A 24,277-nucleotide genomic window follows, 5' to 3' on the forward strand; every position below is an offset into this window, starting at 1 on the left:
CATGCCGTGGGTGCGAACGGCCGCAGCGGCCCTGGCAGCGGATGTCCCTACGGGATCAGCTGGCAGGCGACCGAGGCATTGAATCGCAGGCCCTTGCCCCCGGCGCCCACCGCCAGTTCATCGGCCGAGCCAACCAGCAAGGTGGTCTTCTTGCCGGTCGCCTTGAAATAGGAAGGCTCGTCCGTATTGGCCTGCTCATCGATCTGCCTGACGCCCAGCTTTCTGGCCAGTTGCTTGCCCGATTGCTTCTTCAGATAGGCCACGGCCTTTTTCTCCCCATCGGCATCGGTGACCAAGGCGGCCACGACTTCATCCCCGAAAAGCGAGACAGCCGGCGCATTCGCGGGGGGCAGGAAAATGCCATCACGCCCCTTTCGCATGCCAAAGGCCTCCCATCGCGCCTCGACCGCCCTGGCATCGAATGCCGCGCCCGGCCTGCACGACAGAATGGCCTCCATCTGCTGCACAGCCTGCGCATAGGGATCGATCTGCCTGGAGCCTCCCTGGCCCGCATCCGCCACGGACGATGGCTTGCCTTGCGCAAACGACGCCATGCAGGCCATTGCCAACCCACCGGCCACCACCAAATTCCTGAATACAGACATATTGCCTTCCAATGAATTTCACCATTCGCCGGTCAATGCCAATGCAATGCCCATTCAATGGCCGGCGAATCCTACTACACCGCAATGGCCCAATCCCACCGGCCATTCATTCATTCAATCACCCATTCACCCATTCGGCATGGCGCATGGCCCTGTTCAGATCAGCGCCGGCCATGCACCTCCAGCAGGCACTGCCGCAGGGCCTCGGCCGTGGGGCCGAGCACACGGTCGCGCCGCTGCAGCAGCCCCAGCGTGCGCCAGACATCCGGGGCCGTCAGCGGGACCGCGCAGACCTGCGCGTGGTCCGACCGCAGCGCCATCTGCGGAATGGTGGCCAGGCCCAGGCCCGCCTCCACCAGCGCCAGGGCTCCGGCGACATGGTTGCATTCGTACCATGCCACCGGCCTGTCGGCGAACCCGGCCATCACCTGGTCCAGCAGCATGCGGTTGCCGCTGTGGTGCGATACGGAGACCAGTCGCAGTCCGGCCAGTTCCGCCCATGGCACCTGCTCACGCGTGGCCCAGGGATGGCTGCGCGGCATGGCCAGCACATAGCGCTCGCGCGTCAGCGCCTCGAAGTGCAGCGACGACTCCTGGCTGCCCGTGAAGCTCAGGCCGAAATCGGCATCGCCCCGCAGCACGGCATCCAGCACCTGCTGCGCGCCTTCGTCGATGACGTGGACCTGGACCTCGGGCTGGGCCGACGCGAATGTCCGCAGCACGGGCGGCAGCAGATTGGTGGCCACCGAGGGAATGCAGGCGATGGTCACGCGGCCGCGTCGCAATTTCACCTGGTCGTCCACCCGCTGGACGGCCTCGTCCAGGCCCGCCAGGGCCCTGCGCGCCTCCTGCAGGAACTCATGGCCCACCGCCGTCAACTCCACATGCCGGGTCGTGCGCTCCAGCAGGCGGGCGCCCAGGGCCGCCTCCAGCCGCTCCACGCGCCGGCTCAGGGCCGGGGGCGACAGGAACAGGGACTCCGCCGCCAGGCGAAAGCTCGCCTTGTCGGCCGTGGCCACGAAGGCGACCAGCTCACCCAGATCGAATTTGATGCGCTGCATGCAACAGTCACTTCATAAATTGCAATTCACAGAATAGTACCCGCTGCATAGGATGGCGACCTTTGCAAGGCCGGCAATGCTGCGGCCACTGATGGAGACAATATGCAAAATCGCCACCTGACCCTGGCCGGCGCACTGGTCGCCGGCCTGTTTCTCGCCCTGGGCGCCGCCCGTGCGCAGGATTTCCCCCCCAAGAAGCCCGTGACGATGGTGGTGGGCTTCGCCGCAGGCGGCTCGGCCGACATCGCGGCGCGCATCATCGCCAAGAAGCTGGGCGAGAACATCGGCCAGAGCGTGGTGGTCGAGAACAAGCCCGGCGCGGGCGGCAACCTGGCGCACACCCAGGTCGCCAACGGCGCGGCCGACGGCTCCGTGCTGCTGTTCGGCTCCATCGGTCCGCTGAGCATCGCCCCGCACTTCATGAAGGTCAGCTACGACCCGCTCAAGGACCTGGCTCCCATCACCATGGGCGTCACCTTCCCCAACGTGCTGGTGGTGCCGGCAAGCACGGGCATCAAGACGCTGGGCGAGTTCGTGGCCAAGGCCAGGCGCGAACCCGGCAAGCTCGACTTCGCCTCCACCGGCCCCGGCTCCGCGGCCCACCTGGCCGGCGAACTGCTCAACGACGTGGCCCGGATCGACACCGTGCACGTTCCCTACAAGGGCGGCGCCCCGGCACTGCAGGACGTGCTGGGCGGCCGCGTGACCTCGTTCTATGCCGCGCCGCCCACGGCATTGCCCCATATCGAGTCGGGCAAGCTCATCCCGCTGGCCACGACCGGCCTGGCCCGCCCTGCCTATCTGCCCAACGTGCCTACCGTGGCCGAGAGCTTCCCGGGCTTCAACGCGACCAACTGGTACGCCTTCGTGGCCTCGGCAAAGACCCCCAAGCCCTTGCTGGACCGCTGGAACACCGAACTCGTCAAGGTGCTCAACACCCCCGAGGTCCGGGACAACCTGCTCAAGCACGGACAGACGGCCGCTCCCGGCAGCCGCGAGGAGCTGGGCCAGTTCATCGCGGCAGAGAACGCCAAGTGGAGCCGGATCATCCGCGAACGCAAGATCACGGCCGACTGATACGGCGCGACATCCCCCATAACAAGACAGGAGACAAGACATGACCGCCTTCCACCTTTTCCATCGCCCCTTCTCTGCCCTGCGCCGCCGCACCCTCGGGGCGCTGCTGGGCGGCGCCCTCGGCCTGGGCCTGGCTCTGGGCAGCGCCCAGGCGGCCGAGATCCGTGTCGTGACCTCGGGCGGTTTCTCGGCCGCCTACGACCAGCTCGTGCCCCTGTACGAGCAGGCCACGGGCCACAAGGTCACCACCGCGCGCGGTGCCTCCATCGGCAACGCCCCCGACTCCATTCCCAGTCGCATGGCGCGCGGCGAGCAGTTCGACGTGGTCATCCTCGCGGACTCGGCCCTGGACCAGCTGGTCTCCCAGGGCAAGGTACAGGCCGGCAGCCGCGTGGACCTGGCCCGTTCCATGATCGGCATGAGCGTGCGCAAGGGCACGCCCAAGCCCGACATCAGCAGCGTGGAGGCGCTCAGGCAGACCCTGCTGGATGCGCGCTCGATCGCCTATTCGGCCAGTGCCAGCGGCACCTACCTGTCCAACGAACTGTTCCCCCGGCTGGGCGTCGCGGAGCAGATGAAGGGCAAGGCCACGAAGATCTACAGCGAGCGCGTGGGTGCCGTGGTGCTGCGCGGTGATGCGGAGATCGGCTTCCAGCAGGTCAGCGAGCTTCTTCCCTTCAAGGAACTGGAATTCGTGGGCCCCCTGCCCGATGAAGTCCAGCAGCGGGTGTTCTTCTCGGCAGGCGTGGCCGTGGGCGCACAGGACCCCGAGGCAGCTCGCCACCTGATCCGCTTCCTCGCGGCACCGGCGGCAGCGCCCATCGTGCGCAGCACCGGCATGGAACCGCCCGCCACGCGCTGAACCCGCCTTCAGAAGCAGGCGGCGGCGCCCGGCAAGCAACAGCCACGGCAACCGCCGCCAGTTCGATACCGCAGCAGACACGGAACCACCAGACGCGCGTGCACCCGCGGTGCCGTGCGGCTTTGCTGCGCCCCTCCCCCGCTCCTCCTCCCCCAAGCCATGTCCCTCAGATTCCTGGCGTTGACCGCCGCCCTCTCGGTGCCCATTGCCGCGCCCCTTGCCGCGCAGGCACAGACCAGCCTGACGCTGTACGGCATTGCCGATGCCGGCCTGCGCTACGGCCAGGGCCTGAGCGCCGCCAATGCGCCGGCCGCCACCTCCAGCACCGGGCTGGCCAGTGGCGTCAACACGACCAGCCGCTTCGGCCTGCGCGGCCGCGAAGACCTGGGCGGCGGCCTGTACGCCCTGTTCAATGTCGAGACGGGCCTGAACCTCGACACCGGCACCACGGCCAACGCCGGCAAGTTCTTCGACCGGGCGGCCATCGTGGGCCTGGGAGGCACCTGGGGCCAGGTCACGGCCGGACGCCAGACCAATCTGCTGGCCGACGCGATCAGCCCCGTCGATGCCGCCGGCATGCGCTTTGCCTCCTTCAATCCCAACATCGCCACTGCCGCCCTGAGCAGCCACGGCCTGGGCCTTGAATACGGCACGGCGGGCGCATCCACGGGCTCCTACCGGCTGGACAACGCGCTGAAATACACCGGCCGCTTCGGTCCGTGGACGGCGCGCGCCATGTACAGCTTCGGGGAGACCGCCCAGGGTGGCGCGGCCCGCTCGTCGGCCGGCGCAGGCCTCTCCTACACGAGCAATCCCTGGACCGTCTCGGGCGCCTTCCAGCGCTTCAGGACATCGGACCGGCTGACGCTGGAGGCCGCGACCCTGGGGGCGGCCTACCAGGCGGGAAGCCTGCGCCTGGCGCTGAACACGGCACGCAGCGACGGCCAGACCTCCGCCACCAGCCGCACGGTGCAGCGCGTGCATTCGGCAGGTGTCACATGGGCGGCGACGCGCACCGTGGACCTGACCGCCGCCCTCTACCGCGTGGACCGCGAGCGCAGCGGCAAGGCCTCCGACGGCTACACGCGCGCCCTGCTGTTCGCCGAGTACAAGCTGTCCAAGCGCAGCAAGCTCTATGCCGAACTGGACCGCACCCGCTGGAGTGGTGGCTACCAGGGGCCACAGGGCAAGAGCCAGGCCACGGGCCTCACCACGGGACTGGTGCACCATTTCTGACGGCCCCAGGGCGGCCCCAAGAGGGGTCGCATGCGAAATCATCGATTCAATCGAATGATTCCTCATAAATAAATCAATGGATCAACGCAATGCATGCCACTACGCTTGCGGCATGCAAGACCGTTTCCTGATCGAGCGCATCGAGGCGCGGATCCTCGACATCCCTACCATCCGGCCGCACAAGCTGTCGTTCGGGGCCATCAGCCGGCAAAGCCCGGTGATCGTGCAGCTGTGGCTGCGCAACGGCGCCACGGGTTTCGGCGAGGCCGCCACCATCGGCGGCCCGTCGTGGAACGAGGAGTCGCCCGAGAGCATCCACCACGCCGTCACCAACCACCTGGCGCCGGCCCTGATCGGCCAGGACGGCGCGCGCTTCGAGGCCTGCCTGTCGCGCATGGACCTGGCCTGCAAGGGCAATGCCTTCGCCAAGAGCGCCGTCGAGATCGCCCTGCTGGACGCCGTGGCCCGCAGCCTGGAGCTGCCCCTGTGGCAACTGCTGGGCGGCAAGCAGCGCGACAGCCTGCCCCTGGCCTGGACCCTGGCCAGCGGCGACATCGAGCGCGACCTGGCCGAGGCCCATCTGCGCCTGGAGCAAAAGCGCCACCGCATCTTCAAGATGAAGATCGGCGCCCGCACGCCCGAGGCCGACGTGGCCCATGTGAGCGAGATCGCGCGCGGCCTGCAGGGCCGGGCCACGCTGACCGTGGACGTCAACCAGGCCTGGGACGGCGCCACGGCGCGGCGCTTCCTGCCGCAGATGATCGAGGCCGGCGTGACCCTGATCGAACAGCCCGTGGCCGGATGGAACGTGCCCGCGCTGCGCGAACTGACCGCCACCTTGCAGGGCGCCCTGGTCATGGCCGACGAGAGCGTGTGCACGCCCTACGACGCCATGCGCCTGGCGCGCGAGCAGGCCTGCCACGTGTTCTCGCTCAAGGTGGCCAAGCACGGCGGCCTGCTGCGCACGCGCCAGGTCGCGGCCATCGCCCAGGCGGCCGACATCGGCTGGTACGGCGGCACCATGCTGGAGACCTCGATAGGCTCGGCTGCCTCGGCCCACGTCTTCGCCACGCTGGGCGGACGCCACTACAACTGCGAGCTGTTCGGCCCGCAGCTGCTGGTGGACGACATCGTGGCCGAACGCATGCCCATCGGCGACTTCGCGCTGCAACTGCCCGACGGCCCCGGGCTGGGCGTGGAGGTGGACCTGCAACAGCTCGCCCGCTTCGACCGCGCCCTGGCCGGCCGCCAGCCCCTGCACGTCGACCTGGGCCGCAGCCAGGCTCGGACGACCCCCTGATTTTCCTTTCCCACCTTCCGGAGACACAAATGCTCTACCTGGTCCGCATGGATGTGAAGATCCCCCACGACCTGCCCGCCGACGTGGCGGCCGAGATCAAGGCCCGCGAGAAGGCCTATTCCCAGCAACTGCAGCACGACGGCCGCTGGCCCCACATCTGGCGCGTGGTCGGCGAGTACGCCAACTACAGCGTGTTCGACGTGGCCTCCAACGACGAGCTGCACGAGTTGCTGCAGGGCCTGCCCCTGTTCCCCTACATGGAGATCCAGGTCACGCCCCTGGCCAGGCACCCGTCGGCCATCGCCTGACCACCTGACCACCGACAAGACCACAACACGAGTTACCGGAGACATTTGAAGTGAAACGCCGCTATCTGACCGCCGCCGCCGCAGGCCTGTGCCTGTCCGCCCTCCTGCCCGCCGCCCATGCCCAGGCGCCCGAGGCCGGCTGGCCCAGCAAGCCCATCCGCTGGATCGTGCCCTTCCCGCCCGGCGGTGCCATGGACGCCATCGCGCGCACCCTGGGCGAGAAGGCCGGCCGCACGCTGGGCCAGCCCTTCGTGATCGAGAACCGTCCCGGCGCGGGCGGCAACATCGGTGCCGACTTCGTGGCCAAGCAACCCGGCGACGGCTACACGCTGATGATCACCTCCATCGGCATGGCCACGAACAAGCCGCTGTACCGCAAGCTCAGCTACGACCCGATCAAGGACTTCGCCCCCGTGGGCGTGCTGGCCGTGGTGCCCAACATCCTGGTCACCAACTCCACCCAGCCCAACGTCAGGAGCGTGGCCGACGTGGTCGCCGCCGCCAAGGCCTCGCCCGGCAAGCTGACCTATGCCTCGGCCGGCAACGGCACCTCCATCCACCTGGCGGGCGAAGTCTTCAACTCGCTGGCCGGCGTGGACATCCTGCACATCCCCTACAAGGGATCGGGCCCGGCCGTCTCCGACCTGCTCGGCGGACAGGTCAACTACATGTTCGACTCCATCACCTCGGCGCGCCCGCACATCCAGTCGGGCAAGCTGCGTGCCCTGGCCGTGACCACGGCCAAACGTTCGTCGAGCATGCCCGAGGTGCCCACCATGGAAGAGGCCGGAATCAAGGGCTACGAGGTCTCGCCCTGGTTCGCCGTCTTCATGCCCGCCAGCACACCACCGGCCATCGTCCGTAAGCTCAACCAGGTCCTGGTCGCCGAGATGAAGCAGCCCGACGTGCTCGAACGCTTCAAGGCCATCGGCGCCGAGGTCGTGGGCTCCACGCCGGAAGAGGCCGCCAGGCACCTGCAGGCCGAGACCGTGCGCTGGAGCAAGGTGATCACGGAGCGCAACATCAGCATGGACTGAGCGCCTTTCTTCCCCCAGAACATCCCATAACACCACGAGGAGACAAACATGCCAGAACTGTTCCACCACCCGCGGCTGAAGCGGGGCAAGGCCTCGCCGCCCCCGTTTCCCCGCACCTGTTCGCCTGCCATGTCCGGCCTGCACCGCATCGCCGCAACCCTGCTGACCGCCGCCGCACTCGTTCCCGCCCTGGGCCACGCCCAGGCCCCTGCGGCGTTTCCCACGAAGCCGGTCAACATCGTCGTCCCCTACGCGGCTGGCGGCCCGGTGGACAACCTGGCGCGCGCGCTGGCGACGCGCCTGAACAAAGCCTGGGCGCAACCCGTGGTGGTGCTCAACCGCACCGGCGCCAACGAAATCATCGGCGCCGAGTACGTGGCCAAGAGCGCGCCCGACGGCTACACGCTGTTTGCCGCGACCGAGGCATCGCTGACGATGAATCCGCACCTGTACCGGAAGCTGCCCTACAACCCGCAAAAGGATTTCGCGCCGATCTCGCGACTGATCAGCGTGCCCATGGTCTTCTTCGTGCCCCAGAACTCCAGGGCCGGCACGCTGCAGGAGTTCATCGCGCTGGCGCGCCAGGCAGGCAAGTCCAAGCCGCTGACCTACGGCTCATCGGGCGCGGGCGGCATCGTGCACCTGCCGCTGGCCATGTTTGCAAAGCAGGAAGGACTGGAGATGGTGCACGTGCCCTACAAGGGCGCTGCGCCCCTGATCCCGGAAGTCATCGCAGGCCAGATCGATGCCGCCGTGCTCGGTGTGTCGGTGATCGAGCAGCACATCAAGTCGGGCAAGCTCAAGGCGCTGGCCGTATCCTCGGAGACACGCAGCATCGCCCTGCCCGACGTGCCCACCTTCAAGGAGGCAGGCGTGCGCGACATCCAGGCCGTGTTCAACATCGGCCTCCTAGCGCCGGCTGGCACGCCCGCGCCGCTGGTGGAGAAAATCGCCGCCGATGTCCGCCGCATCCTGCTGGAGCCCGAGTTCCGCAAGACCCAGGTCGACGCGTTCTCGTACGTGGCCGTGGCCTCCACGCCCGCCGAGTACCGCGACTTCCTGGCGCGCGACTACCAGGTGCAGGGCGAACGCGTGCGCACCTCGGGCGCCTCGCTGGACTGACCGCTCAGCCCCGTGCCACGGCCCGCTGGGCCATGGCGGGGGCCGCCGGCGCCGGCCTGCGCCCCCAGTTCATCAGCGCCGTGCCCGCCACGGCCATGCCGCCGCCCAGCACGATGCTGGCATCGATGCGTTCACCCAGCCACAGGGCCGACAGCAGCACGCCGATCACGGGCACCAGGGTGATATAGCCCGAGGCCGCGCCCGCCCCCAGCGCCTTGACGCCGTCGAAATACCAGGCATAGGCCAGGGCCGTGGCGCCAAAGGCCAGGAACAGCAGTGCCCCCCAGGCCTGGCCGCTGCCCTGCACGGCGGCCTGCAGGCCGGCCGACCCCTCGACGGCCAGGCTGGCTACCAGCAGCATGAGAGCGCCCATGGTCGATGTCACGGCGGTGGTGGAAAGGGCATCCACGCCCGTGAGCAGCCAGCGGCCTATCAGCGTGTACGACACCCAGCAGGCCACGCAGCCCAGGATCAGCAGCTCGCCCAGGCCCACGGAGCCTTCCAGCAGCCGCAGCGGCTGGCCATGCGAGATCACCACCACGGCGCCGCAGGCGGCCAGCGCCATGCCCAGGCCGATGGTGCGGTTGAGCCGCTCGCGGAACAGCCAGACGGCCAGTGCCAGCGTGAGCACCGGATTGAGCGTGATCACCAGGGCCGCCTTGCCGGCCGGCACATGCTGCAGCCCCATGAGGAAGAAGGCGGCATAGCCGAACACGCCCGTCGCCGCCGCAACGGCCATGCCCGCCCAGCGCCGGGCGCTCCAGTCCCGCAGCCCCTGCATGCCACCGGCCCAGTAAAGCCAGGGCAGCAGCACGGCGGCCGCCAGCAGAAAGCGCAGGCTGGCGGCCGCCAGCGGCGGCAGACTCTGCGCGACGATGCGGCCCGCAGGCCAGGAGGCGCCCCACAGCAGGGCCATGCCGACGAGCCGCAGGTGCGGGCCAAGGAAACGGTGCGGATTCATGTAGCGTACTATGTGCTCATATCGATTCATAGACAAATGAGCAAATGCTCATGACCACGAACGGCTGACTCCATGACCTTCACCCAGCTCGAAGTCTTCGCCGCCCTGGCCCGCGCCGGCAGCTTCTCGCGCGCCGCCGCCTTGCTGGGCATCACCCAGAGCGCCGTCAGCCATGCGCTGCGCGCGCTCGAAGGCGAGCTGCAGGTACAGCTGGTGCGGCGCGAGGGCATCCAGTCGCCATTGACCGATGCGGGCGCGCGGCTGCTGCAGCGCGCCAACGACATCCTCCAGCAAAAAGAGGCCCTGCAGCAGGAGGCCGATGCCGAGCGCGGCATGGCGCGCGGCACGCTGCACGTGGCCTCCTTCGGGGCCACCTCCTCGCTGCGCCTGCTGCCGCCGCTGATCACCGAGTACCGGCGCCGCCAGCCCGCGGTGCAGGTGCAGATCGACGAACAGAACGACGACACCGTGGTCAAGTGGCTGCTGGAGCGGCGCGTGGAGATCGGCTTCGTGGTCCTGCCCGACGAACGCTTCGACACCGTGCCCCTGGTCGAGGACGAGCTGGTCGCGCTGCTGCCCGCCGCCCACCGGCTCGCCGCCCAGCGCAGCATCCGCGCCACCGACCTGCAGGGCGAGGCCTTCGTGCGCACCTCGGCCGGCTCGGGCGCGCAGATCGACCGCTTCCTGGACGAGGTGGGCGCCCAGCCCGCAGCCATCTACCACTTCGAGCAGATGTCCTCCATGCAAGGCTTCGTGGCACAAGGCCATGCCATCGCCATCGCCGCACGCCTGGCCGTGCCCGAGCAGCCGCCCGAAGGCATGGTCTACCGCAGCCTCTCCCCGCGCCAGCGCCGCGTCACCGGCCTGGCCGTGCGCAGCCTGCAGCGCCTGTCGCCGGCGGCGGCCGGCTTCGTGGAACTGGCCAGGGAGATGGCGAGGAAGAAGCGGTTTGGCTAGGACTGGAGCAGCGCCAGCGCCTCGCGCACGATGGGCTTGAGTGCGCTCGCCTCATCGGGGCTGGCCAGGATGCGGGCCAGCCGATCGCGCATGCGCGGCTCCCAGAACTTGCGGATGTGCTCGGCAATGCCTTGCAGGGCCTCGTCGCGCTCGGGCATGGCCTCGAAGAATTCGCCGATGCGGTTGGCCATGCGGATCAGGTTGTCGCCGTCCATCATTTGCCTCCCGCCATGGCGGCCTGCTCCTGCGCAGCCTTGAGCAGGCCGATCTGCTCATCGTGCAGCCGCGCGTGGCCGCGCTGCCAATCCGACGGCTGCGCCACGGGCAGGACCTGCACGGCCGTGACCTTGTACTCGGGGCAGTTGGTGGCCCAGTCCGAGCTGTCGGTGGTGATGACGTTGGCGCCCGATTCGGGGAAGTGGAAGGTGGTGTAGACCACGCCCGGCTGTATGCGCTCGGTGACGGTGGCGCGCAGCACGGTCTCGCCCGCGCGGCTGGCGATGCCGACCCAGTCGCCATCGCGTATGCCCCGGTCCTCGGCGTCGTGCGGGTGGATCTCCAGCCGGTCCTCGCTGTGCCAGCGACCGTTGTGCGTGCGCCGCGTCTGCGCGCCCACGTTGTACTGCGACAGGATGCGGCCCGTGGTCAGCAGCAGCGGAAAGCGCTGGGTGACCTTCTCGTCGCTGGCCACGTACTGGGTGATGATGAAGCGCCCCTTGCCGCGCACGAAGCGGTCCCTGTGCATGATGGGGGTGCCGGCCTCCTCGGTGCTGTCGTTGCAGGGCCACTGCACGCTGCCCAGCCGGTCGATCTTGTCGTAGTTCACGCCCGCGAAGCTGGGTGTGAGCGCCGCGATCTCGGCCATGATCTCGCGCGGATGCGCATAGGCCATGGGGTAGCCCAGGGCATTGGCCAGCAGCTGCGTCACCTCCCAGTCGGCATAGCCGGCCAGGGGCGACATGAGCTTGCGCACGCGCGAGATGCGGCGCTCGGCATTGGTGAAGGTGCCGTCCTTTTCGAGGAAGGAGGCGCCGGGCAGGAAGACGTGGGCGTACTTGGCGGTTTCGTTGAGGAAGATGTCCTGGACCACCACGCACTCCATGGCCGAGAGCGCGGCCGTCACATGCTGGGTGTTGGGGTCGGACTGCACGATGTCCTCGCCCTCGCAGTACAGGCCCATGAAGCTGCCGGCCAGGGCCGCCTCGAACATGTTGGGAATGCGCAGGCCGGGCTCGGGGCTCAGCGCCACGCCCCAGGCGCCCTCGAACTCGGCGCGCACCGTGCTGTCCGAGATGTGGCGGTAGCCCGGCAGCTCGTGCGGAAAGGACCCCATGTCGCAGGAGCCCTGCACATTGTTCTGGCCGCGCAGCGGGTTCACGCCCACGCCCTCGCGCCCCACGTTGCCCGTGGCCATGGCCAGGTTGGCGATGCCCATGACCATGGTCGAGCCCTGCGCATGCTCGGTCACGCCCAGGCCGTAGTAGATGGCCGCGTTCACGGGTCGCCCCTCGGGATGGTCCGGCGTGCCCAGTGCATACAGGCGCGCCGCGCCGCGCACCAGGTCCGGGGCCACGCCCGTGACCTCGGCCGTGGCCTCGGGCGAGTTCTCGGGCCGCGCCACGAAGGCCTTCCACTGCGCGAAGGACCTGGCGTCGCAGCGCTCGGCGATGTAGTCCTCGGCCAGCCAGCCTTCGGTGACGATGACATGGGCCAGCGAGGTGATCAGGGCCACGTTGGTGCCGGGCCGCAGCTGCAGGTGGTAGTCGGCGCGGACATGGGGCGACTTGACCAGTTCGATCTCGCGCGGGTCGATGACGATGAGGCGGGCACCCGCACGCAGGCGCTTTTTCATGCGCGAGCCGAAGACCGGGTGCGCGGCCGTGGGATTGGCGCCGATGACCATGACCACGTCCGTGTGCTCTATGGACTTGAAGGTCTGCGTGCCGGCCGAGGTGCCATAGGTCTGGCCCAGCCCATAGCCCGTGGGCGAGTGGCACACGCGCGCGCAGGTATCGACATTGTTGTTGCCGAAGGCCGTGCGCACCAGCTTTTGCACCAGGTAGGCCTCTTCGTTGGTGCAGCGCGAGGAGGTGATGCCGCCAATCGAGTCCTTGCCGTGCTTCGCCTGGATGCGCCGGAACTCGCTGGCCGTGTGGGCAATGGCCTCTTCCCAGCTCACTTCGCGCCAGGGGTCGGTGATCTTCGCGCGGACCATGGGTCGGGTGATGCGGTCCTTGTGCGTGGCATAGCCCCAGGCAAAGCGGCCCTTGACGCAGGCATGGCCCTCGTTGGCCTGGCCGTCCTTCCAGGGCACCATGCGCACGACCTGCTCGCCCTTCATCTCGGCCTTGAAGCCGCAGCCCACGCCGCAGTAGGCGCAGGTGGTGGTGGCGCTGTGGCCGGCCTGGCCCAGCGCGATCACGGTCTTTTCCTGCAGCGTGGCCGTGGGGCAGGCCTGCACGCAGGCGCCGCAGCTGACGCAGTCGCTGTCCATGAAGCTGCCGCCCTGGCCCGCCGTGACGCGCGACGCGAACCCGCGCCCCGAGATGGTCAGCGCGAACGTGCCCTGCGTCTCCTCGCAGGCACGCACGCAGCGGTTGCAGACGATGCACTTGCAGGGGTCGTAGCTGAAGTAGGGATTGGAGCCATCGACCTCGGCGCGCGCTTCGCCCTTGAAATGGTTGGCGCCGTCGAAGCCGTAGCGCACCTCGCGCAGGCCCACGGTGCCGGCCATGTCCTGCAGCTCGCAGTCACCGTTGGCGCTGCAGGTCAGGCAGTCCAGCGGGTGGTCGGAGATGTACAGCTCCATCACGCCCCGGCGCAGCTCCTGCAGCTGCGGGCTTTGCGTGCGCACCTTCATGCCGGGCTCGGCCGGCGTGGTGCACGAGGCCGGAAAGCCCTTGCGCCCCTCGATCTGCACCAGGCACAGGCGACAGGAGCCGAAGGGCTCCAGGCTGTCGGTGGCGCACAGCCTGGGCACGCTGACGCCGCCCTCCAGGGCGGCGCGCATCAGCGAGGTGCCCTCGGGCACCGTGACCTCGCGGCCGTCGATTTCGAGAGTGACCAGGCGTTCGGACGCACTGGCGGGCGTGCCCCAGTCGGCTTGCTTCAGAGGGTCGAGCATGGCTGCTCCTTGTGATCAGGTGTGGGGGCGATGCCGAAATCGGCGGGGTAGTGGTTCAGCGCCGAGCGCACCGGATACGGCGTCATGCCCCCCATGGCGCACAGCGAGCCGTGCTGCATGGTGTCGCACAGGCTTTCCAGCAGCGCCACCTGCGCCGCGTGGTCCGCGCCAGCCCTGGTGATGCGGTCGATGACTTCCACGCCGCGCGTGGAGCCGATGCGGCAGGGCGTGCACTTGCCGCAGGACTCGATGGCGCAGAACTCCATGGCGTAGCGCGCCAGCCGTGCCATGTCGGCCGTGTCGTCATGCACGACGATGCCGCCGTGTCCGACCACGTCGCCCCGGGCCGCATAGCCTTCGTAGTCCAGCGGTGCATCCCAGTCGGCGGGCGCCACGTAGCTGCCCAGCGGCCCGCCCACCTGCACGGCCTTGGCGGCGCGGCCCGTGGCCGTGCCGCCGCCAAAGCCCTCGACCAGTTCGCGCAGGCTCACGCCGAAGGCCTTCTCCACCAGGCCGCCGCGCGCGATGTTGCCCGCCAGCTGAAAGGGCAGCGTGCCGCGCGAGCGCCCCATGCCGAAGCCCTGGTAGAAGGCCGCGCCGCGCGCCAGGATCAGCGGCACCGTGGCCAGCGTGATGACGTTGTTGATCACCGTGGGCCGGCCCCACAGGCCCTGGACGGCGGGCAGCGGCGGCTTGGCACGCACGATGCCGCGCCGGCCCTCGATGCTCTCCAGCATGGCCGTTTCCTCGCCGCAGACATAGCTGCCCGCGCCCTTGCGCACCTCCAGGTGGAAGGCGCGCCCGCTGCCGGCGACATCCCTGCCCAGCCAGCCGGCGGCGTCGGCACGCGCAATGGCCTCGCCCAGCGTGGCGATGGCATGCGGATACTCGCTGCGCACATAGACATAGCCCTGGGTGGCACCCACGGCCAGGCCCGCGATGGCCATGCCTTCGATCAGCGCATAGGGGTCGCCCTCCATCAGCAGCCGGTCGGCGAAGGTGCCCGAGTCGCCCTCGTCGGCATTGCAGGCGATGTATTTGCGCGGCCCCGCGGCGGCGGCCACCGTCTTCCACTTGATGCCGGCCGGGAACGCCGCGCCGCCGCGCCCGCGCAGGCCGGAGTCGAGCACCTCCTGCACGATCTCTCCGGGCGCCATGCGTGCCGCGCGCGCAAGGCCCTGCCAGCCGCCGTGGGCCGCGTAGTCGTCCAGGTCGATCGGGTCGGTGATGCCCACGCGCGCAAAGGTCAGGCGCTCCTGGCGCGCCAGGTAGGGGATGGCATCGGTCAGGCCATGGCACAGCGCATGGCTGCCGCCGTGCAGCAGTCCGGCATCGATCAGGCCGGGCACCTGGTCGGGCGTCACCGGGCCGTAGGCGACACGGCCTTCGGGCGTCTCGACCTCCACCAGCGTCTCCAGCCACAGCAGGCCGCGCGAGCCATTGCGCACGATCCGCACCGGCAGGCCGCGCGCCGCGCACTCATGCCGCAGCGCCTGGGCCACGGCATCCGCCCCAGCCGCCAGCGCAGCCGCATCGCGGGGCACATAGACGCGCACGCCCTGCCCCTCCACGGCGGTTGGCACCACGGCCTCGGGCGCCGCCGGCACGCGGCACCGTGCGATCAGCGCATCGAGGCCGGCAGCCGTCAGCTGCGCATGGGGCCGCCCGTCCAGCATGGCGGCCGGCGACGAGGCGCACAGGCCCAGGCAGTACACGGGCTCCAGCGTGACGGCTCCGTCGGCGCTGGTGCCATGCCCATGCGGTCCGCAGCCCAGCACCCGGCCCGCATGCGCCAGCAGCGCATCGGCACCGCGCGCCTGGCAGGCCTCGGCCCGGCAGACCTGGAGCAGATGGCGGCCCGTCGGTTCAGTGCGGAAATGGGGGTAGTAGGAGATGACGCCATGGACCTCGGCACGCGAGAGGTTCAGTGCATCGGCAATGCGCGGCACGGAGGCTTCGGGGACATGGCCCAGCCTGTCCTGCACGGCATGCAGCAGCTCTATCAGCGAGCCGGGGCGCAAGGCATGGGAGGCGATGGCATGGTCGACGGCTTCGCGCTCCTGCGTGCGCAACGCCGTGTCATGCCCCTCGTCGGTGTGCGTGATGATGGGGATGACGGTCCCTGGGGTGGCTGGCATGGGTGTCCCTGCTGGCTTTCATTGTGGGAAGCGCCGTGTCTCGCCGACGCTTTGTCTCGTTTCCCATTTCAAGTCCTGTGCGGCAAGCCGTCAAATTCAATCGACTGATTGCGCCATTCAATCCCTGAATGAAGCACCGCGCACCGGGATGACGTCTTGCATGGACCTGCCCGCACATGGCCGGCATGCGTGGGCACGGCTTGTCGCACATCACACGGTAATTACCGTGATTTTTGATAAGCTCCAGCGCACCATGAACCACCAGCCATCAGCCATGACCCCACAGGATGGCTATCATTTTTCAGACCAGATCGGCCACCTGCTGCGGCGTGTCTATCAACGGCACACCGCGCTTTTCCAGCAATACATTCCCGACTCCCAGCTGACCGCCGCGCAATTCGTGGTGCTGTGCTCCGTGCGCGACAACAGCGGCAGTTCGCTGGCCGACATCGTCAAGGCCACGGTGATCGACCAGGCCACGATCCGCGGCGTGGTCGAGCGGCTCAAGCAGCGCGAACTGGTCCAGGTGGACCATGACCGCACAGACCGCCGCAAGGTGGTCATCAACCTCACCGAGGCAGGCCAGGACCTGGTGCGCGACATGGAGCCCTTCGCCAGGCAGATCACCGAAAGCACCTATGCCAGGCTCAATCCCGCCGAACGCCTGGCGCTGGATTTCCTGCTGCGCAAAATGCTGGATTCGGGCGAATCCGACTGACACGAAAGGCAATCGCCGGGAAGTTGCGCCAGGCCGCAATCCGGCGGCTTGCACGGCGGACAGGCATCCAATGCCCTCATCCATTGCCCTCCAATGGCTACCGGTTGCCTGATACGGAATTTCACAAAACTCCCCGGCACGGTAGCGGCACAGGGTGGTTAGTATCCTGGGCTTCAAGCAACGGCCATGCATGGCTTTCAGAGGATGTCCGGCCTGCCTGCCGCAATCGGCACCGGATTCGATGAGGAAAATACTGATGTTACGTTTTGCTTTCGCACTCACCGGCATGGCATTGGCTGTCGCCGGCTCCCATGCCATGGCACAGACCCTGGGCAAATATGGAGCGGCATTCAAGAGCGACAAGGGCCTGACCGTGGTGGTGGCGCCCACGCTGGACGACCAGTCCGCGCTGGTGCGCGTGCACGGCATCAACCATCCCATCGACGACGTGGTGTTCCTCGCGGACAAGGTGGTGCAGGGCAAGCGCATGAGCCTGCGCACCACGCTGGACGGCCGCCCCTGGAGCCTGGTGGTCACCCAGGACCATGAAAGCTGGCTCGGCGGCTATTCGGCCACGCAGGCCTATCTGCCAGGCCAGCGCGACGGCGTGCACCTGCGCTACGACGAGGCCGGCAGCAAGGCCTTGCAACTGGACGCGCTGCTGAAGAACTACCAGGAGCAAAAGAGCAGGGGCGTGCAGGACAAGCTGGCGCGGTTCGACCGCGCCAAGTCCGTCGCCAACACCGAGGCCCAACTGCGCGAGGCCGACGAGGCGGCCAGCCGGGCCTGCGCGGCGCCCGTGCGCACCACGGTGGTCTGGACCTCGGTCAACGAAGACCAGATGAAGCGCCTGAGCATCGGCGGCTACTGCGCTGCCGTGGCCAACGCGGGCGCCCAGCTGTGCCGCAGCAATCCGGCCTTCAAGGCCCAGGCGGCCAGCCTGTCGCGCATCGACTGCCGGTTCGGTGACAAGCTCGGACTGGGCCGCCAGGGCGAGACCACGGTGTTCACGACCACCGAGTCCGCCCCAGACCAGGAAGAGTTCGCCTTGCAGTATCTGCGCAACCAATAAGGTACGCCGGCCGGTGTCCGCGGCCCTGCGTGGCCGGGCATGAGGGGATGCAGGCACGCAGGCCTGTGCAAAAAGCCTGCGGACTGGCGCACCGCCTCAGTCCAGCGCCCGGTTGCGCGACTCCACGTCCACGGCCCAGATCGACAGCGCCCCACCCACCAGCATGGCGGACAGCACGGCCAGGGCCAGCGTGAAGTGGGTGGCCATGATGGGCGCGATGATGGCGGGGGCGAACAGGCCGCCGAAGCGGGCCACCGCCCCGGCCATGCCCATGCCGCTGGCACGCAGGTCGGTCGGATAGACCTCGGGGGTGAACGCATACAGCGCGCCCCAGGTGCCCAGCAGCGAGAAGCTCATCAGCAGGGTGGAGCCGATGACCACGAAGGGCGAGGAGCCCAGGCTGTAGAACATGCAGCCCACGGCGCTGAGCAGCAGAAAGCCGATCAGCGTGGGCTTGCGGCCCCAGCGCTCCACGCCATAGGCCGACAGCGCGAAGCCCGGCAATTGCACCAGGGCCAGAACCACCAGGAAGACCTGGCCGCGCATGAAGGCGAAGCCTTCGCTGCCCAGCTTGACGGGCAGGTAGACGAAGACGCCGTAGTAGGCGATGGAGATCAGCGCCCAGGCCATGAACAGCGCCAGGCTGCGGCGGCGCAGCTCGGAGGAGAACAGCGCGCCCAGCGACTTGCGCACCTGCACCTCCGGCTGGAGCTGCGGGATCTGCACGGCCTTGCCGTTGACCTTGGCCACGCGCTCGAGCACCTTGCGCGCCTCCTCGGACTTGCCGTTGCGGTTCAGGTACATGGGCGACTCGGGGATATAGAAGCGCAGCACCACGCCGATCAGCGCCGGCAGGCCGGTCACGAAGAAGATCACGCGCCAGGCGTCGTCGCCCCAGGCGACGGCCACCAGGGCCAGGATGGCCAGGAAGATGGTGCCCACGGCCCAGAACGATTCCAGCAGCACCAGCCAGCGGCCGCGGCGGTCGCTGGGCAGGAACTCGGCCATCATGGTGTAGTCCACGGGCAGGGTGCCACCCACGCCGATGCCGGTGATGAAGCGCAACACCAGCAGCCAGGCGAATTCGGGCGCGAAGGCCGAGGCCACGCCCGCGCAGGCATCGATCACCACCGCCATCATCAGCACCGGGCGCCGTCCGATGCGGTCGGCCAGGCGGCCGAACACGAAGGCACCGATCAGCATGCCGATGAAGAAGAAGGTTCCGGTCTGCAGCGCCTCGGGCACGGTCTTGCCGAAGGTCTTGGCAATGGACGGCGCGCTGAAGCCGATGGACAGCACCTGCATGGCGTCCGCCAGCCAGACCAGTCCGAAGATCACGAAGAGCCGATATTGGAACTTGCCGACACCCGCTGTCTGGATGCCTTTTTCCACTGAGACAAATGAAGATGACATGTAGGAACTCCTCTTTTGAGTCACCGCAAAGCTGTTGAATCCGCATTCCGCCAAGACACGCCGCCGCACCGGCACGCGCCTTGCCAGAAGACCTCTGGCGCAATAAGCCCGTCGGAACCATCCGCATGGTCCGTTCACGAAAAACCCTGTCGTTGTCTGCAACCCCGGCATGGGCCGCAATGGCCGCTGCCCCGGTCCAGCATCAGATCTGCGCAAAGCCGGACACCCTGCCCGCCTTGCGTATCCGCGGCACTGCCGTGCCGCCACCCGTTGCCACCCTAGTGCTGGTGTGCATGCGCCTGCGCACGCAGCCGGCTAATCGTCGTCGTATCGTCTGGCCAAGCTTTCTCCTCCGGTGCAAATCGTTCGCGCAAATAGCCGAGCAGATCGGCGATCTGCCGGTCGTCCAGGCTGTCCCTGAAGCCCGGCATGTAGCCCAGGGCGTCGTTGGCGGGTGTCCGTATGCCGTTGAGGATGACCTGGACCAGGTTGTCCGGCGCGGCGGCATGCAGGTTGGTGTTCTGGCCCAGCAGCGGCTTGGCGCCGAACAGGGTGGGGCCGCTGCCGGCCTCATGGCAGACGGCGCAGGCGTTCTGGTAGATGCGCTCGCCGTTGACATGGCGCTCGAACACCCTGGCCGGAGGCGCCGGGACGGCACCCTGCGCGGGCGCAGCGGCAGCGGATGCCTGCGGTGCCTGGCCCGGCAGCTCCATCAGATAGGTGACCATGGCGCGCACATCGGACTCGGGCAGTGCGGCCAGCCCATGGATGACCGGACCCATGGGGCCGGCCGCCACGCCATGCCGCGCCGAGAACCCGGTGCGCAGGTACTGGTACAGCTCGTCGCGGCTCCAGGGCAGCTTGCCGCCTGCGAGCTGGTTGAGGGCCGGGGCGCTCCAGCCCTCGGCCTCGCCGCCGCCCAGGTAGTGCAGGCCGGTCTTCTCGGCTCCCAGGGCATTGCGCGGCGAATGGCAGGCCGCGCAGTGCCCGGCCCCCTCCACCAGGTAGGCACCCCGGTTCCATTCGGCGCTGCGGGCCGGGTCGGCCTTGAAGGGCGTGGCGTCGTGGAACAGCAGGTTCCAGCCGGCCATGGCCGGGCGCAGGTTGTAGGGGAAGGCCAGCTTCGTCTCGGGAGCCTTGGCCTTCACCGCAGGCTGGGACATCAGATAGCCGTACAGCGCCTGCAGATCGCCATCGCTGAGTTTGGCGAAGGCCGTGTACGGGAAGGCCGGATACAGCTGGCGCCCATCCTGGTGGATGCCGTGGCGCATGGCCCGCTCGAAGGCCGCATAGGACCAGCGGCCGATGCCGGTCTCGTTGTCGGGCGTGATGTTGGTCGAGTAGATGGTGCCGAACGGCGTCTCCAGGCCGAGACCACCCGCATTGGCGGCGCCCCCCGGTGCCGTGTGGCAGACCACGCAGTCGCCCGCAGCCGCCACCAGGCGGCCGCGCTCCAGGGCCTGCGGCGAGTACAGGGAAACATCGGGCCCGTCCGTCAGCGGCAGGGCCGGCTTGATCGGCCAGGCCATGGCGGCCATGCCGGCAAGGCCTGCGGCGCCTGCGGCCAGCCAGCCCCAGCCACGGCCGGACTTTGCGGTGGATGGCTTGCCCGCGCCCTCGCCGGCCAGGGCCAGGCGCAACTGTTCCGGCCGGAAGGGCACTTCGCGCAGGCGCACGCCTGTCGCATGGTGGATGGCGTTGGCAATGGCGGCGGCGGCGGGCAGCGTGGCCACGCCATCCAGCGCCAGATCGCCCTGGCGGATGACCGCGACATCGCCGGGCGCATGCTGCGCTAGCTCCGAGCCGGGCTTGGCCATCACATCGAAAGAAGCAGCGGAAGCCGTGGACCCCGCCCAGTCATCAAAGGCAGGCGCCGTGCCCAGCAGCCGGCGCGCATCGGCCAGCAGTTGCGGGTCCTGCTGGACGATCTCGGGCCGGGTGCTGGCGGCCTGCGCCGCCTGCAGGCTGCGGCTGTCATGGCCGGCCACGACGCGGGTCACTTCGATCTCGCCCGTTTGCGGATGCACGGCCACCTCGGCCACCCAGGCGCTCCAGGCATGGAGGTCGGCGCCCTGCGCATCCAGGGTCTGCAGTTGGGCGGTGGCAAAGCCCCGGCCCAGCAGGCGGCCATCGGCGCCCTGTTGGGATGGTGCCTGCTGCGATGCCTGCGCACGCTCGGCCACCTGCCGGGCCAGATCGCGCACCGGGCCTTCGGGCAGGTGCTGCAGCCGCCATTGCAGCGGATCACGACCCTTGTCCAGCGCCTGTTCATGCCAGTGGCTTTCGCGGGCAAAGACCTGGGCGGCATTCAGGTCATCGACGCCGGCATGCCGCAGGCTGGCGGCCAGCCTGCGTTCATGCACGTCGCCAGCATCGAGCACGGTGGCCAGGGCCGCGGCGCGCGCCAGCTCGGGCTGGCTCAACAGGCGCGCCATGCTGGGGCGCACGGCCCAGGGCGTGTCGGACAGCAGCAGGTCCGGCTGCGGCGATGCATTGCCCGGCTGAGGCTGCACCACCGTGTCGGCTTCAAGCCCTTGCGAAGGCTGCGCGTCCACGCGCAGCACCAGCTCCCGGCTGTCTGCGCTGCCCGCAGCAGTCCAGGCATCGCAGGCCACGCTCACAGGCCGGCCCACGGCCTGGGAGAGCAGGGCCGCATCGGCCGCTGCATCCATGAGATCCAGCGCATGCGGGGTGCCGGCCGCCGTGGCCGGCAGGCAGAACAGCCGCAGCGCGGACTCGGGGCACTGCAGCAGCGCGGCCAGTTCGCGGCCGATCATCTGCCGCACTTCGGCGTCGCAGGGTGGCAACCAGATGCTGGCATGGCCGTCCAGGTACCACACGGCTGCGCGTGCGACACCTTCGCAAGACATGGACCCCGCCATGCGCCAGACGTAGCGGCCGGAATCGGGCAGGTCGGCCTTGTCGGTTCTGTCGGCAGTACGGGGCGCGTTGTCGGCCCTGGCTTCCTGCCGGTCATCCCAGGCAGGAGCCAGGCTGGCAGCGGCCTGCCGGGCATGGACAGGCGCCACGGCCACCACGCCCAGAAAATGCCCGCGTTGTACCGCAGCCACCACGCCAGCCATGGCCTGGGCATCCTGCAGCCGTGCATGCAGGGGCACGCTGCCCCGGTAGCGCAGACCATCCCAGGCCGCGACGGGCGGGCGCAGCGCCAGGCCGTGCAGCAGATCGGAAGGCAGGGCGGGGGTATTGCCGGCCGGGCTCATGGCTGAACCTCGCCCGCGTTGGAAGATGGAAAAACGGAGGGCGCCTGCAGCGCGGCGCGCTCCGCACGCAGCTGCACGGCGCGCAGGGCGGCCTGCATGATCTCCACATGCGTGCCACAGCGGCACAGGTTGTGGTGCAGCTCGTTGCGCAGCTCCTGTTCCGAGGGATGGGGGTTGCGGCGCAGCAGGGCCTCGACGGTCATGATCATGCCGTTGAGGCAGTAGCCGCACTGGGCGGCCTGGCAGTCGATGAAGGCCTGCTGCGTGGGGCCGGGGCACTGGCGCGAACCCAAGCCTTCCAGCGTGGTCACCTCGCGTCCCACGGCCGCCTTCACGGGGATCACGCAGGAACGCGCGGCCACGCCGTCGATCAGCACCGTGCAGGCGCCGCACTCGCCCAGGCCGCAGCCGTACTTGGGTCCGTTCAGCTCCAGGTCATTGCGCAGCACATGCAGCAGCGCCGTTCCTGGCTCTGCCGGCACCTCGCATGCGCGTGCATTGACCTGCAGGCGGACGGGGTGGGGTGTACTGCTTGGATGGACTGGGGTTCCCATGGGGCGAGGCTCTTGCAACTTGGCTGCGGTTCAGGATGTCGGCGTTCTGCGGCCGGACGGGAGTGGGACATTCCCGCCCCTCGTCCGGCAAGGCAGCGAGTATCAGGCCGCTGCCTTCACCTTGGGCTCGACCAGGGGCACGTTGAACACGTCGTAGCCGAAGCACCAGGACGGATCTTCGTTGGTACGCAGCCAGGTGTTGTCGTGCGAGATGCGCTGCACCTTGCTCGCACGCTCGGCACGGTTGGCCTCGTACAGGGAGAAGGCAAGCTCGTGGTTGTGGGCACCGACTTCCTTGAGGCAGCGGGCCAGCATGGCGCCGTCCTCGATGGCCATGGCCGCGCCCTGGGCCATGTGGGGCTTCATGGGGTGGCAGGCATCGCCCAGCAGCACCAGGCGGCCACGGCTCCACAGCGGCAGCGGGTCGCGCTCCAGCAGCGACCACTTGGTCACTTCCACGGTGGCATCGATCAGCGCCTGCACCGTGGGGTGCCACCCCGAGAAGGCCTCGCGCATCTCCTCCTTGCTGCTGGGCAGCCAGCGGTCGTTGAGGTCCCACTGCTCGACGGGTACGCCGGTCACGTAGTACAGCTCGTCGGCCTTGCCGGTGACGAAGTAGGTCATCATGTGGCGGTCATCGCTCCACCACTTCACGCAGGCATCGAAGGGCAGCATGCCGGCCTTGACCTCGGGCGTGGGGAACACGGCGCGGTGGGCCAGGTAGCCCGCGTACTTGGGCAGCTCGGGGCCCAGCAGTTCCTCGCGGATGCGGGAGTTCACCCCATCGGCGCCGATGACGATGTCGGCCTCCTCGGTCGTGCCGTCGGCGAAATGCATGACTACCACGTGGCCACGGTCCTCGACCTTGGTCAGGAACTTGCCATAGGCCATCACGCTGTCGGGCAGGGCCTCGATCAGCAGCGCGTGGAAGTCGCCGCGGTGCACGGTCAGGTAGCTGGCGCCGTATTCCTTGACAGCGTAGTCGCCCAGCGGGATCTGGGCCAGCACGTCGCCGGTCTGCCAGTGGCGGCTGTACCAGTAGTCGGGATGCGAGCCCTGCCCGTTGAGCGCGTCCTCGATGCCGATGCGACGCAGGATCTTCATCACATTGGGCCCGACGTGGATGCCGGCCCCCAGGCGCGAGAAGCTGGGCGCCTGCTCATAGACACGGACATTGAAGCCTTCCTGGAGCAGCAGCTTGGCGGCTGCCGCCCCACCGAGACCGGCGCCGACCACGGCGATACGAGGGGATTGAGACACAGTTTTTCTCCTTGCAGGAATGTTGGGATCCAGACGGGGGCCACCGTTGCTTCGGCGCGTCCATGCAGGGTCAACAGCAGGAAGCGTGCCAGGCAACAAAACACTTAATTCAGGTGTATGCACTTGAATTTTTCAAACCAAGGCGTGCACCACAGGGCGGCAGAATAAATTGAAGTTCGCCATTTTTGGTGCAATTTCTGCACCAAATCAGTACAAACCCCGAGAAAATTCTCATTTGCAAGACGGCA

20 protein-coding genes are annotated in these 24,277 nt (G+C 68.5%); 10 read left to right on the forward strand and 10 right to left on the reverse strand.

What is annotated here, in order from left to right; genetic code table 11:
• Positions 1 to 47 precede the first annotated feature (47 nt).
• Both L1Z78_RS22170 and L1Z78_RS22175 read right to left on the reverse strand, forming a co-directional pair.
• On the reverse strand, positions 48 to 617 hold the full coding sequence (locus tag L1Z78_RS22170; RefSeq protein ID WP_234638498.1) for a hypothetical protein: 570 nt from the start codon (positions 615 to 617) through the stop codon (positions 48 to 50).
• Positions 618 to 766: 149 nt separating this feature from the next.
• Complete coding sequence (locus tag L1Z78_RS22175; protein WP_234638499.1) at positions 767 to 1,666, reverse strand: LysR family transcriptional regulator; 900 nt, start codon at positions 1,664 to 1,666, stop codon at positions 767 to 769.
• A 102-nt stretch (positions 1,667 to 1,768) separates the two neighbouring features.
• Between L1Z78_RS22175 and L1Z78_RS22180 the strand changes: the two genes are divergently transcribed.
• The 7 genes from L1Z78_RS22180 to L1Z78_RS22210 all read left to right on the forward strand — a co-directional run bounded on the left by L1Z78_RS22180 (position 1,769) and on the right by L1Z78_RS22210 (position 8,608).
• Complete coding sequence (locus L1Z78_RS22180) at positions 1,769 to 2,743, forward strand: Bug family tripartite tricarboxylate transporter substrate binding protein (RefSeq protein WP_234638500.1); 975 nt, start codon at positions 1,769 to 1,771, stop codon at positions 2,741 to 2,743.
• 40 nt (positions 2,744 to 2,783) lie between these two features.
• Positions 2,784 to 3,605 carry a substrate-binding domain-containing protein gene (locus L1Z78_RS22185; protein WP_234638501.1) on the forward strand — a complete coding sequence of 274 codons (822 nt, stop codon included), beginning with the start codon at positions 2,784 to 2,786 and terminating at the stop codon, positions 3,603 to 3,605.
• A 159-nt stretch (positions 3,606 to 3,764) separates the two neighbouring features.
• On the forward strand, positions 3,765 to 4,841 hold the full coding sequence (locus tag L1Z78_RS22190) for a porin (protein WP_234638502.1): 1,077 nt from the start codon (positions 3,765 to 3,767) through the stop codon (positions 4,839 to 4,841).
• A 112-nt stretch (positions 4,842 to 4,953) separates the two neighbouring features.
• Complete coding sequence (locus L1Z78_RS22195; RefSeq protein ID WP_234638503.1) at positions 4,954 to 6,141, forward strand: muconate cycloisomerase family protein; 1,188 nt, start codon at positions 4,954 to 4,956, stop codon at positions 6,139 to 6,141.
• A gap of 29 nt (positions 6,142 to 6,170) precedes the next feature.
• Positions 6,171 to 6,449 (forward strand): muconolactone Delta-isomerase, encoded by a 279-nt coding sequence (gene catC / locus L1Z78_RS22200; protein ID WP_234638504.1) that lies wholly within the window; start codon positions 6,171 to 6,173, stop codon positions 6,447 to 6,449.
• 50 nt (positions 6,450 to 6,499) lie between these two features.
• On the forward strand, positions 6,500 to 7,486 hold the full coding sequence (locus L1Z78_RS22205; RefSeq protein WP_234638505.1) for a Bug family tripartite tricarboxylate transporter substrate binding protein: 987 nt from the start codon (positions 6,500 to 6,502) through the stop codon (positions 7,484 to 7,486).
• A 48-nt stretch (positions 7,487 to 7,534) separates the two neighbouring features.
• Complete coding sequence (locus L1Z78_RS22210; RefSeq protein WP_234638506.1) at positions 7,535 to 8,608, forward strand: Bug family tripartite tricarboxylate transporter substrate binding protein; 1,074 nt, start codon at positions 7,535 to 7,537, stop codon at positions 8,606 to 8,608.
• Positions 8,609 to 8,612: 4 nt separating this feature from the next.
• On the opposite strand, the gene L1Z78_RS22215 is transcribed toward L1Z78_RS22210, so the two are convergent.
• Positions 8,613 to 9,569, reverse strand: coding sequence for a DMT family transporter (locus L1Z78_RS22215; protein WP_234638507.1), 957 nt, complete (start codon positions 9,567 to 9,569; stop codon positions 8,613 to 8,615).
• 72 nt (positions 9,570 to 9,641) lie between these two features.
• Between L1Z78_RS22215 and L1Z78_RS22220 the strand changes: the two genes are divergently transcribed.
• Positions 9,642 to 10,526, forward strand: coding sequence for a LysR family transcriptional regulator (locus L1Z78_RS22220; RefSeq protein WP_234638508.1), 885 nt, complete (start codon positions 9,642 to 9,644; stop codon positions 10,524 to 10,526).
• Here the strand turns inward: L1Z78_RS22220 and L1Z78_RS22225 are convergent.
• The 3 genes from L1Z78_RS22225 to L1Z78_RS22235 are packed head-to-tail and all read right to left on the reverse strand — an operon-like array spanning position 10,523 to position 15,788.
• Entirely contained in the window at positions 10,523 to 10,741 is a 219-nt protein-coding gene (locus L1Z78_RS22225) for a formate dehydrogenase subunit delta (RefSeq protein WP_234638509.1), read from the reverse strand. The genes L1Z78_RS22220 and L1Z78_RS22225 overlap by 4 nt on opposite strands.
• The gene (gene fdhF, locus L1Z78_RS22230; protein WP_234638510.1) at positions 10,741 to 13,650 is read right to left on the reverse strand and encodes a formate dehydrogenase subunit alpha; all 2,910 of its coding nucleotides are present in this window, start codon (positions 13,648 to 13,650) and stop codon (positions 10,741 to 10,743) included. Before fdhF ends, L1Z78_RS22225 begins: the two co-directional genes overlap by 1 nt.
• Entirely contained in the window at positions 13,635 to 15,788 is a 2,154-nt protein-coding gene (locus L1Z78_RS22235; protein WP_234638511.1) for a formate dehydrogenase subunit gamma, read from the reverse strand. Before L1Z78_RS22235 ends, fdhF begins: the two co-directional genes overlap by 16 nt.
• Before the next feature lie 274 nt (positions 15,789 to 16,062).
• On the opposite strand from L1Z78_RS22235, the gene L1Z78_RS22240 reads away from it, so the two are divergent.
• The gene (locus L1Z78_RS22240) at positions 16,063 to 16,506 is read left to right on the forward strand and encodes a MarR family winged helix-turn-helix transcriptional regulator (protein WP_234638512.1); all 444 of its coding nucleotides are present in this window, start codon (positions 16,063 to 16,065) and stop codon (positions 16,504 to 16,506) included.
• A 256-nt stretch (positions 16,507 to 16,762) separates the two neighbouring features.
• Positions 16,763 to 17,578: a hypothetical protein gene (locus L1Z78_RS22245; protein WP_234638513.1), complete on the forward strand. Its 816-nt coding sequence runs from the start codon at positions 16,763 to 16,765 to the stop codon at positions 17,576 to 17,578.
• Between the two features lie 96 nt (positions 17,579 to 17,674).
• Here L1Z78_RS22245 and L1Z78_RS22250 read toward each other — a convergent pair whose 3' ends face one another.
• The 4 genes from L1Z78_RS22250 to L1Z78_RS22265 all read right to left on the reverse strand — a co-directional run bounded on the left by L1Z78_RS22250 (position 17,675) and on the right by L1Z78_RS22265 (position 24,029).
• Positions 17,675 to 18,991, reverse strand: coding sequence for an MFS transporter (locus tag L1Z78_RS22250; protein WP_234638514.1), 1,317 nt, complete (start codon positions 18,989 to 18,991; stop codon positions 17,675 to 17,677).
• 278 nt (positions 18,992 to 19,269) lie between these two features.
• Entirely contained in the window at positions 19,270 to 22,215 is a 2,946-nt protein-coding gene (locus tag L1Z78_RS22255) for a cytochrome c (RefSeq protein ID WP_234638515.1), read from the reverse strand.
• The gene (locus tag L1Z78_RS22260; RefSeq protein ID WP_234638516.1) at positions 22,212 to 22,769 is read right to left on the reverse strand and encodes a (2Fe-2S)-binding protein; all 558 of its coding nucleotides are present in this window, start codon (positions 22,767 to 22,769) and stop codon (positions 22,212 to 22,214) included. Before L1Z78_RS22260 ends, L1Z78_RS22255 begins: the two co-directional genes overlap by 4 nt.
• A 102-nt stretch (positions 22,770 to 22,871) precedes the next feature.
• Positions 22,872 to 24,029, reverse strand: coding sequence for an FAD-dependent monooxygenase (locus L1Z78_RS22265; protein ID WP_234638517.1), 1,158 nt, complete (start codon positions 24,027 to 24,029; stop codon positions 22,872 to 22,874).
• Positions 24,030 to 24,277: the final 248 nt, after the last annotated feature.

It is taken from the genome of Delftia tsuruhatensis, from assembly GCF_903815225.1.
Taxonomy (GTDB): domain Bacteria; phylum Pseudomonadota; class Gammaproteobacteria; order Burkholderiales; family Burkholderiaceae_C; genus Comamonas; species Comamonas tsuruhatensis_A.